This is a genomic window from Parviterribacter kavangonensis, assembly GCF_056863335.1.
In genome coordinates, this window is record NZ_JBXPJA010000003.1 from 208,612 (window position 1) to 224,255 (window position 15,644).

15 protein-coding genes are annotated in these 15,644 nt (G+C 72.1%); 12 read left to right on the forward strand and 3 right to left on the reverse strand.

Annotated elements, in window-relative coordinates; translation table 11 throughout:
* Positions 1 to 40 precede the first annotated feature (40 nt).
* On the forward strand, positions 41 to 655 hold the full coding sequence (locus AC1UE4_RS20825; protein WP_482919249.1) for a TetR family transcriptional regulator: 615 nt from the start codon (positions 41 to 43) through the stop codon (positions 653 to 655).
* A gap of 45 nt (positions 656 to 700) precedes the next feature.
* Here AC1UE4_RS20825 and AC1UE4_RS20830 read toward each other — a convergent pair whose 3' ends face one another.
* Entirely contained in the window at positions 701 to 913 is a 213-nt protein-coding gene (locus AC1UE4_RS20830) for a hypothetical protein (protein WP_482919250.1), read from the reverse strand.
* A 27-nt stretch (positions 914 to 940) separates the two neighbouring features.
* Between AC1UE4_RS20830 and AC1UE4_RS20835 the strand changes: the two genes are divergently transcribed.
* Entirely contained in the window at positions 941 to 1,741 is an 801-nt protein-coding gene (locus tag AC1UE4_RS20835; RefSeq protein ID WP_482919251.1) for an SAM hydrolase/SAM-dependent halogenase family protein, read from the forward strand.
* The gene (locus tag AC1UE4_RS20840) at positions 1,738 to 2,445 is read left to right on the forward strand and encodes a biotin--[acetyl-CoA-carboxylase] ligase (RefSeq protein ID WP_482919252.1); all 708 of its coding nucleotides are present in this window, start codon (positions 1,738 to 1,740) and stop codon (positions 2,443 to 2,445) included. Before AC1UE4_RS20835 ends, AC1UE4_RS20840 begins: the two co-directional genes overlap by 4 nt.
* 52 nt (positions 2,446 to 2,497) lie before the next feature.
* Here the strand turns inward: AC1UE4_RS20840 and AC1UE4_RS20845 are convergent, their stop codons facing one another.
* Positions 2,498 to 6,004, reverse strand: coding sequence for a DEAD/DEAH box helicase (locus AC1UE4_RS20845; protein WP_482919253.1), 3,507 nt, complete (start codon positions 6,002 to 6,004; stop codon positions 2,498 to 2,500).
* 175 nt (positions 6,005 to 6,179) lie between these two features.
* Between AC1UE4_RS20845 and AC1UE4_RS20850 the strand changes: the two genes are divergently transcribed.
* The 3 genes from AC1UE4_RS20850 to AC1UE4_RS20860 all read left to right on the forward strand — a co-directional run bounded on the left by AC1UE4_RS20850 (position 6,180) and on the right by AC1UE4_RS20860 (position 8,670).
* Positions 6,180 to 6,767 (forward strand): TlpA family protein disulfide reductase, encoded by a 588-nt coding sequence (locus AC1UE4_RS20850; RefSeq protein ID WP_482919254.1) that lies wholly within the window; start codon positions 6,180 to 6,182, stop codon positions 6,765 to 6,767.
* Entirely contained in the window at positions 6,760 to 7,746 is a 987-nt protein-coding gene (locus AC1UE4_RS20855) for a galactose-1-phosphate uridylyltransferase (protein WP_482919255.1), read from the forward strand. Before AC1UE4_RS20850 ends, AC1UE4_RS20855 begins: the two co-directional genes overlap by 8 nt.
* 192 nt (positions 7,747 to 7,938) lie before the next feature.
* Entirely contained in the window at positions 7,939 to 8,670 is a 732-nt protein-coding gene (locus tag AC1UE4_RS20860; RefSeq protein WP_482919256.1) for an AEC family transporter, read from the forward strand.
* Position 8,671: 1 nt separating this feature from the next.
* Here the strand turns inward: AC1UE4_RS20860 and AC1UE4_RS20865 are convergent, their stop codons facing one another.
* Positions 8,672 to 10,342, reverse strand: coding sequence for a calcium-binding protein (locus tag AC1UE4_RS20865; protein ID WP_482919257.1), 1,671 nt, complete (start codon positions 10,340 to 10,342; stop codon positions 8,672 to 8,674).
* Positions 10,343 to 10,422: 80 nt separating this feature from the next.
* Here AC1UE4_RS20865 and AC1UE4_RS20870 point away from each other — a divergent pair, with 80 nt between their 5' ends.
* The 6 genes from AC1UE4_RS20870 (at position 10,423) to AC1UE4_RS20895 (ending at position 15,643) form a co-directional block, all read left to right on the forward strand.
* Positions 10,423 to 11,070: a lysophospholipid acyltransferase family protein gene (locus AC1UE4_RS20870; RefSeq protein ID WP_482919258.1), complete on the forward strand. Its 648-nt coding sequence runs from the start codon at positions 10,423 to 10,425 to the stop codon at positions 11,068 to 11,070.
* Positions 11,070 to 11,492 carry a D-aminoacyl-tRNA deacylase gene (gene dtd / locus AC1UE4_RS20875; RefSeq protein ID WP_482919259.1) on the forward strand — a complete coding sequence of 141 codons (423 nt, stop codon included), beginning with the start codon at positions 11,070 to 11,072 and terminating at the stop codon, positions 11,490 to 11,492. The genes AC1UE4_RS20870 and dtd overlap by 1 nt, the downstream gene beginning before the upstream one ends.
* 44 nt (positions 11,493 to 11,536) lie before the next feature.
* On the forward strand, positions 11,537 to 12,151 hold the full coding sequence (locus AC1UE4_RS20880; RefSeq protein WP_482919260.1) for a hypothetical protein: 615 nt from the start codon (positions 11,537 to 11,539) through the stop codon (positions 12,149 to 12,151).
* Positions 12,148 to 12,648: a nitroreductase family protein gene (locus tag AC1UE4_RS20885; protein WP_482919261.1), complete on the forward strand. Its 501-nt coding sequence runs from the start codon at positions 12,148 to 12,150 to the stop codon at positions 12,646 to 12,648. The genes AC1UE4_RS20880 and AC1UE4_RS20885 overlap by 4 nt, the downstream gene beginning before the upstream one ends.
* A 178-nt stretch (positions 12,649 to 12,826) precedes the next feature.
* Positions 12,827 to 14,506, forward strand: coding sequence for an ABC transporter substrate-binding protein (locus tag AC1UE4_RS20890; protein WP_482919262.1), 1,680 nt, complete (start codon positions 12,827 to 12,829; stop codon positions 14,504 to 14,506).
* Positions 14,507 to 14,575: 69 nt separating this feature from the next.
* Positions 14,576 to 15,643: an ABC transporter permease gene (locus AC1UE4_RS20895; protein WP_482919263.1), complete on the forward strand. Its 1,068-nt coding sequence runs from the start codon at positions 14,576 to 14,578 to the stop codon at positions 15,641 to 15,643.
* Position 15,644: the final 1 nt, after the last annotated feature.

Consider the following 15,644-nt stretch of genomic DNA (forward strand, 5'->3'; position numbering starts at 1 on the left):
TTTTGCAGCTTGTGAAGCGATCGGGTAGACTGCCTGGTGCATGTCGGGTCCGGGTCTGCGGGAGCGCAAGAAGGCCGAGACGCGCGCGCGCATCGTCCGCGTCGCGCTCGAGCTCTTCGAGGAGCGCGGGTTCGACGGGACCACCGTCGCCGACATCGCCGAGGCTGCGGACATCTCGCCGCGGACGTTCTTCGGCTACTTCCCCTCGAAGGAGGACGTGGTCTTCCACGACCACGAGGAGTTCGTGACGAGCTTCGCCGCGCGGCTGCGGGATCGTCCGGCCGGCGAGACCGCCTTCGACGCCCTACGCGCCTGGGCCCTCGCGCTCGATGCGGAGGGGCGGTTCGACGAGAACGAAGGCGCCCGCCGCCGGCAACTGATCGACGCGTCCCCCGCCCTCACCGCGCACGAGCGCACGAACCTCAACGACTTGGGGCACCTCCTCCACGAGGCGGTCGCGGAGGACCTCGACGTGCCGCAGGGATCACTCCGCGCCCAGCTCGTCGCCGCCGCGTCGCTGGCCGCGCTGCAGGCGCTCAGCCGCTGGGACGACGACGAGCACGCCCACGGCCAGCGTGAGGCGGCCGAGGTCCTCGACGAGGCGCTCGTCTTCCTCCAGGGAGGGCTCGAGGCCCTCCGCCGCCACCCCGCCTAGCGCAACAACGGGGTCAGGCACCGTGCGTGCACGGTGCCCCGGCGCTCAGCCGCCCGTGAAGGGCTCGTCCTCGGTGATCCCGGGCTGGGCGTCCTCCCCGCGCGGGGTGTCGCCCTCTCCCTCGGGGTCGCCCTGGTCCGGGACGCCGAGGGGATCGGCCTCGTCGGCGCCCTCCGGCAGGCCGCTCGGCGGGGTGTCGTTGGGGATCGCGCCGGGCTGGGGCTCGTCGGCAAGGGGTGCGTCGCTGCGTTCGGCCATGGTCTGCGCCTACCCTTCGCCCGGGTCATGATCACGTTCCTCAGCGACTACGGGCGGGGTGACGACTTCGTCGGCGTGTGCCACGCGGTCATGGCGCGCATCGCGCCCGAGGTCCGCGTGATCGACCTGACGCACGACGTTCCGCGTCATGACGTGCGCACCGGAGCGTTGATGCTGCGTCGTGCGGCGCCCTACGCGCCACCGGGCGTGCACCTCGCGGTCGTCGATCCCGAGGTCGGCGGGGACCGGCGGGCCGTCGCGCTGCGGTGCGCCGAGGACGACCGTGTTCTCGTGGGACCCGACAACGGGCTGCTGCTGCCGGCCGCCGAGCGGTTCGGCGGCGTGGTCGAGGCGGTCGAGATCAGCGAGTCGCCGCACCGGCTGCGGCCCGTGTCGGCGACCTTCCACGGCCGCGACCTCTTCGCGCCTGTCGCCGCGGCGCTGGCCGCGGGGGCCGAGCTGCGCGACGCCGGCTCGCCCATCGACGTCGGTGAGCTGACGGTCCTCGAGCTGCCGACCGCGCGGGTCGAGGACGAGTCCGTCGTGGGCCACGTGCTGGCGGTGGACCGCTTCGGCAACGTCACCTTGAACGTCGACCACCAGCAGCTCGCGGGGACCGGGTTGATGCTCGGGCACCGGGCCGTCGTGGCGATCGAGGAGGAGGAGCACGACGTGCAGTACGCGCGGACGTTCGCCGACGTCAAGGCCGGTGAGCTGCTGCTCTACGAGGACGCCTACCGGACCCTCGCGCTGGCCGTGAACCGCGGGTCGGCGGTCGACCGGCTCGGCGCGCGGCTGGACGACGAGCTGCGGATCCGCCCCGCGTGAACCGGCTCGGCACGCCGCGGCTTCACCTGCGGGAGACCGACTCGACGAACCTCCGGGCGCGGGACCTCGCGATCGGGGGCGCGCCGCATGGCGCTCTGGTGACCGCGGGTACGCAGACCGCGGGCCGGGGGCGGCAGGGCCGCGTCTGGACCGCGCCTCCCGATCGCGCACTGCTGATGTCGCTGGTGCTGCGCGACCCGCCGCCGATGCTGCCCTTGCTCGCCGCGGTCGCGGTCGCCGATGCCGTGGCCGATGTCGGCCGCGACGCGGTGACGATCAAGTGGCCGAACGACGTGCTGCTGGAGGGGCGGAAGGTCGCGGGGATCCTGGTCGAGGGCCGGCCGCAGGAGCGCTGGGCGGTCGTCGGGATCGGCTTGAACGTCGCGGTGCGCGCCTCGGACTTCCCGGAGGAGCTGCGGGACCGGGCCACCGGTCTGGGGCTCGAGCCATCGGACGTCGACCGCGTCCTTCGCCGGCTCCTTCGCGCGTTCGAGGACCGGCTCGAAGAGCCGGTCTTGGCGACGCTCGAGGCCTGGCGCTCGCGGGACGCCCTGGCCGGACGGGAGATCTCGTGGCACGACGGCGCCGGCATCGCCGACGGGATCGACGACGACGGGAACCTCGTCGTGGAGCTGCCGTCCGGCGAGCGCCGCGCGCTGAACGCCGGCGAGGTCCACCTCGGGACCGTCCCGCCTCCGTCGTAGGCGGCCGGCCCGTCGTCGCCGCGCCGTCGCGACGGGCGGCGAGGAGGAGCGGCTAGGCCGCTTCGTCTTCGGAGGCGACGGCGTCTGGCCCGTCGTCCTCCGTCTTCTTCCGCTTCCGCGGCGCGCGCTTCTTCGGCGCCGGCTTCTCCTCGGAAGAGGAAGAGGCCTCGGCCTCAGCGCCGTCGGCCGCAGAGGCGTCGGCGGAGTCGGAAGACGAGTCGGCGTCTTCGCCGGCGGCCACGGAAGAGGAGTCGGTCGAGGCGGCGTCTTCGCCCGCGGCCTTCTTCGTAGTCCGGCGGCGCGTCGCGCGCTTCTTCGGCGCCGGCTTCTCGTCGTCGGGGGTTCCCGCGGGAACGTCCTCGGCCGGAGAGTCACCGATTGTCGCGCCCTCGGGCGACGTCTCCGCGGTCGACACGGCGCCGTCGGACGACGACTTCTTCGATGACGTCCTGCGGGAGGTCCTCTTCGCCGGCTTCCGCTCGGCGGCGGCGCCGTCGTCGGAAGAGGTCTCGCTCGTCGCCGTATCGGTCGTCGCGGCGGCAGCGGCGACCGCGTCGGCGGCTGCCTCGACCGCGCTCTTCGGCGTGCGGCGGCGAGGGGCGCGCTTCTTCGGCGCCGGCTTCGCCGGCTCGTCGGCAGAAGAGGTCTCCGCCGACGTGGCGGCGGCAGAGGTCTCCGCGGGGTTGGCGGCGGCAGCGCTCCCCGCGACGTCCGCCGGAGAGGTGTCGGTGTCCGTCTCGGCGTCGGCCGGAGAGGCTTCGTTGGTGTCCGTCGCGGCGTCGGCCGGAGTGGCTTCGTTGGTGTCCGTCTCGGCGTCGGCGGGAGAGGCTTCGTCGGTGCCGGTGCCGGTGGCGGGCTTCCTGCGGCGGGAGCGGCGGCGCTTCGGCTTCGGGGCGCCGACCGCTTCGTCGTCGATCTCCGCGTCTTCCTCGCCGGTGTCGGCCTCGGCTTCGTCGCGCTCGGACTCGTCTTCGGGGATCTCGTCGCCGGCCGGGGGGTCGAGGTCGTCCGGGTCGGCGTCGAGGACGTCGTCGAGATCGAGGTCGTCGTCGTCTTCCGGCGGTCCCTCGCGCGCGGCCAACACGGCGGCGGCCGCTCCGTTCACCGCGTCGACGGTGGCCTCTCCGGGCTCGCCCTTCTTCTTGCGGCGGCGCGACCGGCCGCGGCGGCCCTTCGGGAAGTTGCGCAGCAGCTCGCGCGACAACGAAGCCGGCTTGCGGGCCATCCGGGTCCGCGCGCCGCGCAGGACCTCCTCGGCCTCCGGCGTGTGCGTGTACCGCGTGGCGGCCGCCAGCAAGGCAGCGGACAGCCGCCGGTCCTGCTTGCGGGCCGCGTGCACGAGACGACGCGCGTTGCGCGCGTGCCCCCCGCCGCTCGAGTTCGCGAGCAGGCCGAGCAGCCGCTTGGTCTCGGGCCAGCGCTGGACGGCGTACTCCTCGTGCAGCTCGGCGGTGTAGCCGGCGACCCGCCAGATCCACGCGTCGGCCTGGTCGCGCCGGCCGATCCGCTTCTCGGCGAGCGCCTGGAGCATGAGCTTGCACGCCTCGCGCTTCTCGTCGCGCGGCCAGCCGCCGACCTCGTCCAGGGCGAGGTCGAACGCCTCGGCGTCGCGCGACGCGGCGATCTCCTGCAACGCGCGCACCCGCAGCTGCGGGTTCTTGTTGCGCTGCACGGCGGTCAGCAGGAAGGTGCGCTTCAGCTCGCCCGACTTGTCGAAGTGGAGCATCGCCCGCGCCCGGCGCCAGCCCGACGGCGCCACGCGCGCGCCGGCCAGAGCGGCCCACTGGATCTGCTCGCCCCAGTCGAGGTGCTCGACGGCGATGCGCCACAGCTCGCGCTCGAAGACCTCGATCCGCCGGTTCTCGTCGGACGCGACGGGCAGGACGCGGCGCTCGACGCGCACGCGCCGTCCCCGGCCGCGGCGGACGGGGCCGACGACGATCGCACCGCCGCGGTAGACGTCGCGGTCGAGCAGCGAGTGCAGCGTGACGACCGGGTCGTCGTGCTTCGTGCCGGGATGGACGAAGTCGACGACGATGCCCGCCTCCTTGCCCGGCTGGCGACGCGTGACGCGGCCGACGCGCTGCTGGTAGATGCGCTTCGACGCGGTGGGAGCGAGGTGGAAGCAGACCGTCGCGCGCGGCGAGTTCCAGCCCTCGGCGAGCAGCTGCGCGTTGATGAGGACGTCGATGTCGCCGCGCTCGTAGCGCGCGAGGATCTCGGCCAGCTCGCGCTTGGGCGTCTCGCCGGACACGCCCATCGCCTTGATGCCCTCCTCGCGGAAGGCCTCGGCGAGGTTGTAGGCATGGCGCACGCCCGCGGCGTAGACGACGCCGGGGAGCTGGTTGAACCGCGTCTTGTAGAGGTTCGCCGCCGCGAGGTTGAACGGCAGCTGATCCAGCAGCTCGGCCAGCATCTCCTGGTCGAACTCGGTGTCCACCTCGCCGCGGCGCAGCGGCACCTTGGCGATCGTGCGGACGCCGGGGCCCGGCGGGATGCGGACGCAGCGCAGCGGCGCGATGACGCCGCGCCGCGCGGCCTGCGCGAGGTCGAAGCGCGACGTCTGCGTCGGGAAGAGGTCGGTGACGTGGCGGGCGATCAGCGCGCCCGTCGCCGTCATGCCGATGAAGATCGGGCCGGTCCAGTTGCGGATCGCGGCGGCGGTCTTCTCGCCGAGCGCGGTGTGCGCCTCGTCGCAGATGACCACCGTGTAGGCCGACGAGATGCTGCCCGCGTTGCGGACGAACCACTGGTACGTCTCGACGGTCACCGGGCCGTTCGCGCGGTCCTCGCCGGCGAGCAGCGGCTTGCAGACGCGGTCGGAGTAGCCGCGCTCGCGCAGCTCGCCGTTGAACTGGTCGACGAGGTTGCGGCGGTGGGTCAGGATCAGGATGCCGCCGGTGCGCGAGGCGTCGACGAAGCCCATCGCGGCGACCGTCTTGCCGGCGCCCGTCGCGTGCTCGAACCAGAACCGCTTGTGGGCGTTCGGATCCTCCGGCGCCTCGTCGATCGCCTGGTCCTCGGCGGTCGCGTCGTAGTCGAGCGGCTCCTCGTCCTCCGGGACGTCCTCGTCGATCTCCTCCTCGTCCTCGTCGAGGTCGGCGTCGATCGTCGAAGGAACGCCGTTGCCGGCGGCGTCGACCGCGGCGGCAAGCGTGGAGCCGTTCCCGCCGCTGCCACCGTTCGCGCTCAGCGTCGCGCCGCGCTGGGCGTCTGCGAGCAGCGCGGTGAGCGTGCCCGAGAGCGCGTCCACCTGGTGCGGGTTGAGCGAGGTGCCGTCGGCGAGCTTCGGCTCGTCCTCGGAGAGCACGCGCTCGAGCCCGAGCAGCAGCGAGTACCGGCGGCGCCACTCGGTCGACGGCACCTTCGCACCGGCGTCGAGCTCCTCCAGCGCGGCATCCAGCGCCCACCGGCGCGGGGACTGCGGCGCGAGCGCCTCCGCCTGGTCCTCCCCGGGAAGCACGAAGCACTCGCGCACGAGCGCCTCGGCGCGAGCGATGGAAGCCTCATCGGGAAGGGGTGCGGCGCTGGGCGCCGTCGACGGCGTGGACTCAGCCAAGAGCTACTGCTCGTGTTCGAAGACAGGTACGGACGCGGAGGGAGGGGCCGTTCGGCGCGGCACTCCACGCGACCCGGGGGCGGTCCTCATGCAGGACCGGCACGGAACGCCTCCCTCGGCGGCTCCGCTGACCAGGAGTCTAGCGCACCGGATGGCGTCTGCCACTCTTCTGGTCATGCGCCGTGCCCTCCCATGGCTTGCCGCGCTGGCCCTCGTCGCCGTCCTCGCCATCGGCATCGTGCAGGCCGGCGGCGGCAGCAGCGAGTCGTCCTCCGACGACGGCCCGTCGACCGCCGAGATGCAACGGGAGCTGAGCGGTGCGCCGGCTCCGCTGGCCGCGCTGTACGAGCGCGCGTCGGAGCTGGAGACCGGCGGCGGCGAGCAGGCCTACCGGCGCGAGCTCGCGCAGCTGAAGGGGTACCCCGTCGTCGTGAACGCATGGGGCTCGTGGTGCGGGCCGTGCCGGCTGGAGATGCCGATCTTCTCGCGCGTGGCGACGAAGCTGGGCAAGCGCGTCGGCTTCCTCGCGCTCAACGTCAACGACAACAACGACGACGCCCGCGCGTTCCTGAAGAAGCGGCCCGTGCCGTATCCGAGCTTCGAGGACGGCAACTCGCGGATCGTGCAGAAGGAGGGCGCGATCGGCGGCCTCCCCGTGACGGTCTTCTACGACAAGACCGGCAAGCGCGTCTTCACGCACCAGGGCCAGTACCGCGACGACGCCGACCTCGAGGCGGACATCAAGCGCTACGCCGGTGCCTGAGGTCCGGATCGACCCGCTCACCGGCCTCAAGGCCATCGTCGCGACCGAGCGCGCGATGCGCCCCGGCAGCGGCCTGAAGGACGCGGTGCCCGCCGCGCAGGGCATCGACCCGTCGGGCGACCCGTTCGCCGAGGGCCACGAGGACCGCACGCCGCCGGAGGTCCACGCGGTCCGGCCCGACGGGGGCGAGCCGGACACGCGCGGCTGGAAGGTCCGCGTCGTCCCGAACCTCTACCCCGCGCTCGACCCCGGGAGCCCGCAGCCCGAGGCCGAGGCGCGGCCCGAGCTCTTCGCCGCGACCGCCGCCACGGGAGCGCACGAGGTCATCGTCAACGCCCCCGACAGCGTCTGCTCGCTCACCGACCTCCCGCCGGACCAGGTCGCGCTGGCGGTCGACGTGTGGCGGGAGCGGATGCGCGCGCACGCGAACGCCGCGTACGTGCACGTGATCGTCAACGAGCGCCGCGAGGCGGGCGCGTCGCTGCCGCACACGCACGCGCAGCTGTACGCGCTCGACTTCGTCCCCGCCGGCATCGCGCGCGAGCGGGAGCGCTTCGGCGCGTACGCGACGCGGACGATGGGAGGCAACCTCCTCGCCGACCTCGTGCAGGAGGAGGTGCGCCGGCGGGAACGGATCGTCGCGATCGACGAGGAGGCCGTGCTCATGGCGCCCTACGGGTCGCGACTGCCGTACCAGCTCATGCTCGCGCCGCGCGCGCCCCGCGCGCGGTTCGAGGACGACGGCCCCACCGGCGCCGCGCTGCTGCTCGACGCGCTGTCGCGGCTGCGCCGCCTCTTCGGCGCCGCCCCGCCGCTCAACCTCTGGGTGCGCACCGCCCCGCGCGGCGCGGACCACTTCTGCTGGCGGATCGACGTCCTGCCCCGGCTGACCCATCTCGCCGGGCTCGAGCTCGGCGCGGGCGTGCACCTCAACGTCGTCGCGCCGGAGCGCGCGGCGGCGGAGCTGCGCGAGGCGTAGGCGCTGCTCCTCGTCACCGTCGCGATCGTCCTCTCGACCGCGGTCGGGCTGCTGTCCGAGCGCCGCTACGGCGAGCGCGCGCAGGCCGCCTCGAAGCACGCGATCACGGCGATCCTCTGGACGGCGCTGCCGTTCATCACGTTCTTCTCGCTCGCGCGCCTGCACCTGACCGCGGGCGTCGGCGCGGGGCTCGTGCTGGCGTACCTCGAGCTGGCGATCGTCGCCGCGCTCGCGTACCTCGCGGGAAGCCGGCTGCTGAGGCTGCGCCGCGACCAGACGGGCTCGCTGATGCTCGTTTCGATGCTGGCGAACACCGGCTACCTGGGCGTGCCGATGTGCGCCGCGATCCTCGGCACGAGCGCCGTCGGCGCCGCGATCGCGTTCGACACCGTCGTCAGCGGGCCGATGTTCTACGGCTTCGGCTTCGCGGTCGGCGCGGCGTTCGGGACGCTCGCCGGCGGGACGCCGCGCGAGCGGCTGCGCGCGTTCGTCTTCCGCAACCCGCCGCTCATCGCGGTCGCCGCCGGCCTGCTCGCTCCCGACGCGCTCGCGCCCGACGTCCTCGTCGACGTCGCGCACGCGCTCGTCTTCGCGATCCTCCCCGTCGGCTTCTTCATCCTCGGCGTGAACCTCGCCGCCGAGAGCGAGGAGGGAGCGCTGGCGTTCCCTCCCCCGCTCACCGCGCCGATCGGCATCGCGATCGTGCTGCGGCTCGTGGTCGCGCCCGCGCTGATGATCGGGCTGTCGGCGCTCGTCATCGGCGTGCCCGACGCCTACCTCCTGCAGGCCGCGATGCCGAGCGGCATCAACTCGCTCGTCGTCGCCCACGCATACGGGCTCGACCTGCGCATCTGCGCCTCGGCCCTCGCGTGGACGACGACGATCATGGTGGCCGTGGCGATCGTCGCCGCGGCCGTCACCTAGGTCAGCGCTTGACGGTCACCTTGCGCGTCTGCCACTTGCCCGCCGCGCCGCCCGCCGGCGTGAACCGCGTCTTGAGGGTCACGACGAACTTCTTGCGCTTGAGCAGCCGCTTGACCGCCTTCGTCTTGCCCTTGAGCTTGATCTTCAGCGTGAGCTTGCCGGCCTTCGTGATGTTCTTCAGCGCCTTGCCGACGACGATCGCCTTCGCGGCCGCCGCGCGCGCGCCGGCGCCGCCGACGAGCACCTGAGCGGACACGATGCCCGCGCCCGGCGTGGTGAGGCCGAACGCCGCGGTCGAGCCCTTCAGCTTGGCCGTCGCGCCGAGCACGAGCAGCGTCGCGGACGCGTTCGGGTTGCCTGTCGGGTTCTGCGTCGTGCCCGGCGCCGCGGCCTGCTTGACCGTCTTGGTCTCGCAGAGGTCGCCGGGATCCTGGTTGATGACGTCGCTGCCGTCGACCTCCGCCACGTCGGCGCCGATGCCGCAGCCGACGGTGTCGACCTCGCCGTCCGCCGCGCGCACGACGTCGTTGCCGTCGCCGGCCGAGACGGTGTCGATGCCGGGGCCCGCGTCGATGAGGTCGTTGCCGCTCTGCCCGGCCATCTGGTCGTTGCCGGGGCCGCCGACGAGCGTGCCGTTGCCCTGGACCTTGTCGTTGCCCTCGCCGCCGTCGGCGCTGTCCTTGTCGCCGGTGATGCCGGTGAAGAGCTGGTCGTCGCCGCCGAGGCCGAGGATCGTGTCGTCGCCGAGCGTTCCGCCGTTCAGGACGTTCGCGGCGCCCGAGCCGACGATCGTGTCGTCGTCGTAGCCGCCGGTCACGTTCTCGACGTCGCTGTGGACGTTGTCGCCCTCGTCGGCGGCGCCGTTGTCGTCGGAGTCCTGGCCGTCGTTCGCCTGGTCGTCGAGCGACCAGAACTGCTTATGGTCGCTGTTGCGGTCCTCGACGAGGCGGTCGATGCCGGCGTCGCCGAAGATCTCGTCGGCGCCCTCCCCGCCGTTGAGCATGTCCGAGACGCCCTGGTTGCCGTCGTCGCCGTCGCCGCCGTGGATGACGTCGTTGCCCTTGCCGCCGGAGATGCGGACGTCGTTGCCCGCGTCGCCGTTGAGCTGGTCGGGCCCGTCGCCGCCGGTGATCGTGTCGCGGCCCGCGCCGCCGTTGACGACCACGCCCGTCGGGACGTAGAAGCAGGTGATGTAGTCGTCGCCGTTGCCGCCGTTGCACGTGGTGCCGGCGCCGCTGCCGGCGCTGATCTCGTCGTTGCCGTCGCCGCCGTTGACGATGTCCGTCGCGGGCACGGTCGAGTCGCCGGCGACGCGGCCGTTGACCTTGTCGTTGCCGGTGCCGCCGTCGATCGTGTCGGCGATGCCGTCGACGTAGTTCGAGTACCCGTCGTCGCCGTCGCCGAGGTTGACCGTCGCGGTGACGAGGTTGCCGGCGGCCGGCTTGGCGGTCGCGCACACGACGGACGTGGCGCTCTCCATCGTGCAGCCCGCGCCGGCCGTGATCCCGTTCGAGTCCGTGATCACGAGCCCGTTCGGCGCCGAGTAGTCCCGGTAGTTGACCGACACGTTGTCGACGCCGGCCGACCCGGTGACGGTGAGGGCGCGTCCGCCCAGCGAGACGGTGGAGCTCGCGGAGGCGGCGGCGGGGAACACGAGCAGCGCGCAGAGCACGGCCAGGGAACAACGGTGAGTCCGAAGCATGCGACCCCATCGGCAGCCCGGGACCGCGCTTCCACCCTAGGCTTTCGCGGATGCCACCCCGGGGAGAGCCGTCGCCGACCTACCGCGCCGCGATGCTGGCGTGCACGCCGATCGCCAAGTGGTGGGGGCGGATGCGGGTCGAGGGGCTCGAGGCGCTGCCGGCCGAGGGGCCCGCGCTCATCGTCGCCAACCACGACAGCTACTGGGATCCGGTCGCCGTCGGCGTCGCCGCGCTCAAGCGCCGCCAGATCCACGCGCTGGCCAAGAAGGAGCTGTGGGGCTTCCCGCTGCTCGGCCCCGTCCTCAACGGCATGGGCCAGATCCCGATCGACCGCGGCGCGGGCGACCTGCACGCGATGGACCGCGCGATCGAGGAGCTGCGCGGCGGCGCGGTCATCGGCGTCTTCCCCGAGGGCACGCGCAGCAAGGGCAAGGAGCTGCGTGCACGCAGCGGCATCGCCCGCCTCGCGACCGCGGTGCCCGAGGCGGCGATCGTCGCGTGCTCGATCACCGGCACCGTGCAGATCCCGCAGTTCCCCACGCGCCCGCGCGTCTCCCTGCGGTTCTTCGCCCCCGCGGGCGGCGGCCTGCAGGACGGCGAGCAGCCGAGCGCGTTCGCCGCGCGGCTGCTCGAGGAGTGCCGCGCCGGCGCGCCGCTCGTGCCGCACGGCTGGCGGCGCGTGAAGACGCCCGCGTAGTGCGCGCGCTCGTCCAGCGCGTCTCGCGGGCGCGCGTCGTCGTCGACGGCGAGGACGTCGCGGCGATCGGCGCCGGGCTGCTCGTGCTGCTCGGCGTGACGCACTCGGACGACGAGGCGGTCGCGGACAAGCTCGCCGACAAGGTGCGGGCGCTGCGCGTCTTCCCCGACGCCGAGGGCCGGATGAACGAGCCGCTCGGCGACCGCGGGGCCATCGTCGTCAGCCAGTTCACGCTCTACGGCGACGCGCGCAAGGGCACGCGGCCGTCGTACGTCGCGGCCGCGAAGCCCGAGCACGCCGAGCCGCTGTACGAGCGCTTCCGCGCCCGCCTCGGCGCGCAGGGCGGCGTCTTCGGCGCGCACATGGACGTGGAGCTGGTGAACGACGGACCCGTGACCGTGTTCCTAGAGATGAGGAAATAGGGTTTCGCCTTGATGTCCTCGCAAGCTCGGACATACGGCGACGTATGACTCCACCGACCGACCGCTTCGTCGTCCGCTTCGCCGCCGAGCCGCCGCAGGACGGCGTCCCCTACGGCCGCTGGGCCGACCGCCTGCGCGAGGAGTTCCTCGCCGCCTGCCTGCGCATCGACGCCGACGGCGAGGACCTCGGCGAGCCGGGCGACCTCCTCTGGCATCCGGACCGCCATTGGGACGGCCGCACCTACGTCCCCGTCACGGCGCGCACCACGACCGGCCTCGACCTCTTCGGGTTCGTCTCGTTCGCGCCCGGCAGCGAGGACGCCGAGCCCGACCACTTCCACGCCAGCGCCGACTTCACGACGGAGACGGCGGAGGAGAACCCGGACTGGCGCCTCGACCTCTGCGAGGAGGTCATCGGCGGCTGGCGCGGCGAGCAGGGCAACGTCGCGGCGATGACGCTCGTGTGGGGACGCCCGCTCGTCGACGGCGGCGCGGTCGTCACGGCCGAGCTGGCGGACCTCGCCGTCGACCAGTGCGAGCTCGTCGAAGGCCGCTTCACGCTCATCGCGCCCGACGACTACCGCGGCGACACCCTCGACGTGAAGCTCTTCGACGCTCGCGGGAACCAGCTGGCGAACGAGAGCCTCTACGACGAGTGAACGTCGAAGAGGCCATCAAGACGCGCCGCACGCACAAGGCGTACGGCGCGGAGCCCGTCGACCGCGAGACGCTGACCGAGCTGCTCGAGCTCGCGCGCTGGGCGCCCAACCACCATCTGACGAACCCGTGGCGCTTCCGCGTCCTCGGGCCCGCGTCGCTCGAGCGGCTCAAGGCCGCCGCCGACGAGCTCAAGGCCGGGTCGGGCGCGAAGCTCGACCGCGCCCCCACGCTCGTCGCCGTCTCGTACGTCGGCAACGAGGAGGACCGCGACGCGACGGCCGCTGCGGCCTACGCGATCCTGCTCGCCGCGCACGCCCGCGGCCTGGCCACGTACTGGCGCACGCCGGAGGTGCTGCTGGCCGAGACGGGCCGCGCCGCGCTCGGCCTCGAGGACGGCGAGAACGCCATCGGCCTGCTGCATCTCGGACCCAAGCGCCAGGAGCAGCCGCCGCCCGAACGGGCGCCGCTCGGCGACGTCGCAACCTGGCTCGACTGACCGCCACACCGCCATCCGGAGTTGACGGCGTGACTGTTAAGCGCCGGTTGAGCCACCCCCCGGACCTCGGCGAGCGACGTCTCCGCAGTACGCTCCCCCACGCTTATTGGGAGAGGACGTCGGGGTCACGTCCGCGAATTGGGAACGCGGCGCCCCGCCGACTCAGAGGAGGATGTACATGCGAAGGACCCTGAGGAGCCTCCTGGCCCTCGCGCTCGCGCTGTCGCTTGCGCTGGCGATCGCCGCTTGTGGCGGCGACGACAACGACAGCGGCGGCGGCGACTCGGGCTCGTCCGGCGGTACGCCGGCGGCCAAGACCGGCGGCGAGGCGCAGGTCGCGCACACGTCGTTCCCGGATTACATGGATCCGGCCCTGTCCTACACGCAGGACGGCTGGTTCGCCCTGTGGACCGTCTACACCCCGCTGCTCTCGTACGAGCACAAGGAGGGCGCGGAGGGCGCGAAGCTCATCCCGGGCCTCGCCGAGGCGCTCCCCGAGGTGTCGGAGGACGGGAAGACCTACACGCTCAAGCTGCGCCAGGGCCTGAAGTTCTCTGACGGCACGCCCGTCAAGGCCTCGGACTTCGAGCACACGATCAAGCGCGTGCTCAACCTGGAGTCCGGTGGCTCGGCCTTCTACCTCGGCATCGTCGGGGCGGAGGACTACGTCAAGAAGGGCAAGGCCAAGGGCGACATCAGCGGGATCAAGACAAACGACCAGACGGGCGAGATCACGATCACGCTCGCCGAGGCCGATGGTTCGTTCCCGTACGTCCTCGCGATGGACTTCGCGGGCATCGTCCCGAGCTCGACGCCGTTCGAGAACATGACGAAGAACCCGCCGGCCGGCGTCGGCCCGTTCATCCTCAAGGACGTCAAGCAGAACCGCGGCTACGTCCTCGAGCGCAACCCGAACTTCCCGAAGATCGACGGGATCCCCGAGGCCAAGCTCGACAAGGTCACGGCGACGATCATCAAGAACCAGCGTCGCCAGACGCAGGACATCATCGGGAACAAGATCGACTACGCGATCGACCCGCCGCTGCCGGACCAGCTCCGCGTCGCGAGCCAGCAGTACAAGGACCGCTTCGAGGAGTACACGACGAACTCCACGTACTACTACTTCCTCAACACGCGGATCGCCCCCTTCGACAAGAAGGAGGCCCGTGAGGCGGTCAACTACGCGATCGACAAGCGCGCCCTGGCGCGTCTCTTCGGTGGCCTCTTCGAGCCCGGCTGCAACTTCCTGCCGCCCGGCATGCAGGGTTACGAGAAGATCGATCCGTGCCCGTGGGGCGACCCGAACGCGGCGCCCGACGTCGAGAAGGCCAAGCAGCTCGTGAAGGACGCGGGCCTGACCGGCCAGAAGGTCGACGTCTACGGCAACGACGAGGATCCGTCGAAGCCGGTCGCGGAGTACCTGGCGGACGTCCTGAACCAGATCGGGTTCAAGGCGCAGCCGAAGATCGTCGAGGCCTCGGTCTACTTCCAGACGATCGGCAACCAGAAGACGAAGGCGCAGGCCGGCTTCGCCAACTGGTTCCAGGACTTCCCGCACCCGAGGAACTTCATGTTCCTCGTGGACCCGGCGTCCATCCAGAACACGAACAACCAGAACTTCGGCAACGTCGACGATCCCAAGATCCGGCAGGAGCTGAAGAAGGCCAACCAGCTGCCGATCGAGGAGTCGGCCGGGACCTACGCGGAGCTCGACAAGTACGTGATCGACAACGCGTACGTCGCCGCTTACGGCCACCGCAAGCTGGTGAACTTCGTGTCCGAGCGGGTCGACTTCGACAACTGCGTCGTGACGCACCCCGTCTACCAGCTGGACCTCACGCAGCTCTGCGTCTCGTAGGGCTCTGAGCGAAGGAAGGGGCCGCTCCGGCGGCCCCTTCCCCAGCGCCCTATCGTTCGTCGATACACCATGGCCACTCAGTCAGACCGCTCGACGGCGTTCTCCGACCCCGACGACCAGATCAAGGAGCTGGCCCTCGAGGAACGGATCGGCGCTCCGATCGCAGCCGGGACCGGTCCGTGGCGCCTCGCCTTCCGGCGGCTGCGCCGCAACAAGGTCTCCCTCTTCTTCGGCTTCGTCTTCCTCCTGCTCGTCCTCTGCGCCCTGCTGGCGCCGGTGTGGGCGGACCAGGTCGCCAAGACGGACCCCAACACGAACCACCTCTCCGACACCATCACGGTCGACGGGGAGACGAAGAACGTCGTCGAGTTCGACGGCGTCCCGATCGGCCCGCAGTACCTCAAGGCCGACGGCAAGTACTTCCTCGGCGCCGACGGCAGCGGCCGCGACGTCATGGTGCGCCTGCTCTACGGCGCCCGCAACTCGCTCTTCATCGGCAGCGTCGCCACGATCATCACCGTCTTGCTCGCGACGCTCATCGGCCTGCTGGCCGGCTACTTCCGCGGCTGGGTGGACGCGATCGCCTCCAGAGGCATGGACATCCTGTGGGCGTTCCCCGTGCTGCTGCTCGGGATCGCGCTCGGCGTGTCGCTGTCGCTCGGCGGCCTGAACCTCGGGTTCACGACGCTGCACGGCGGCTCGCTGTGGATCCCGACGCTGATCATCGGCACCGTGGGCGTCGTCTACCTCGCGCGCCCGATCCGCGGTCAGATCCTGTCGCTGCGCGAGAAGGAGTTCGTCGAGGCCGCGCGCGCCCAGGGCGCCAGTGACTGGCGGATCATGTTCGGCGAGCTGCTCCCGAACATCAGCTCGACGATCCTCGTCTTCTTCCCGCTGCTGTTCGCGAACGCGATCCTGCTCGAGTCGGCGCTCTCGTTCCTCGGCGCGGGCGTGCAGCCGCCGAAGCCGTCGTGGGGCACGATGATCAGCGACGGCCTCGACCTGCTGATCAGCGCGCCGCACCTCACGATCGTGCCGGGCGCGATGCTGGCGCTGACGGTGCTCTCGCTCAACGTCTTCGGCGACGGCGTGCGTGACGCGCTCGACCCGCGGGCCAAGATCAAGCTGGAGCAGTAGG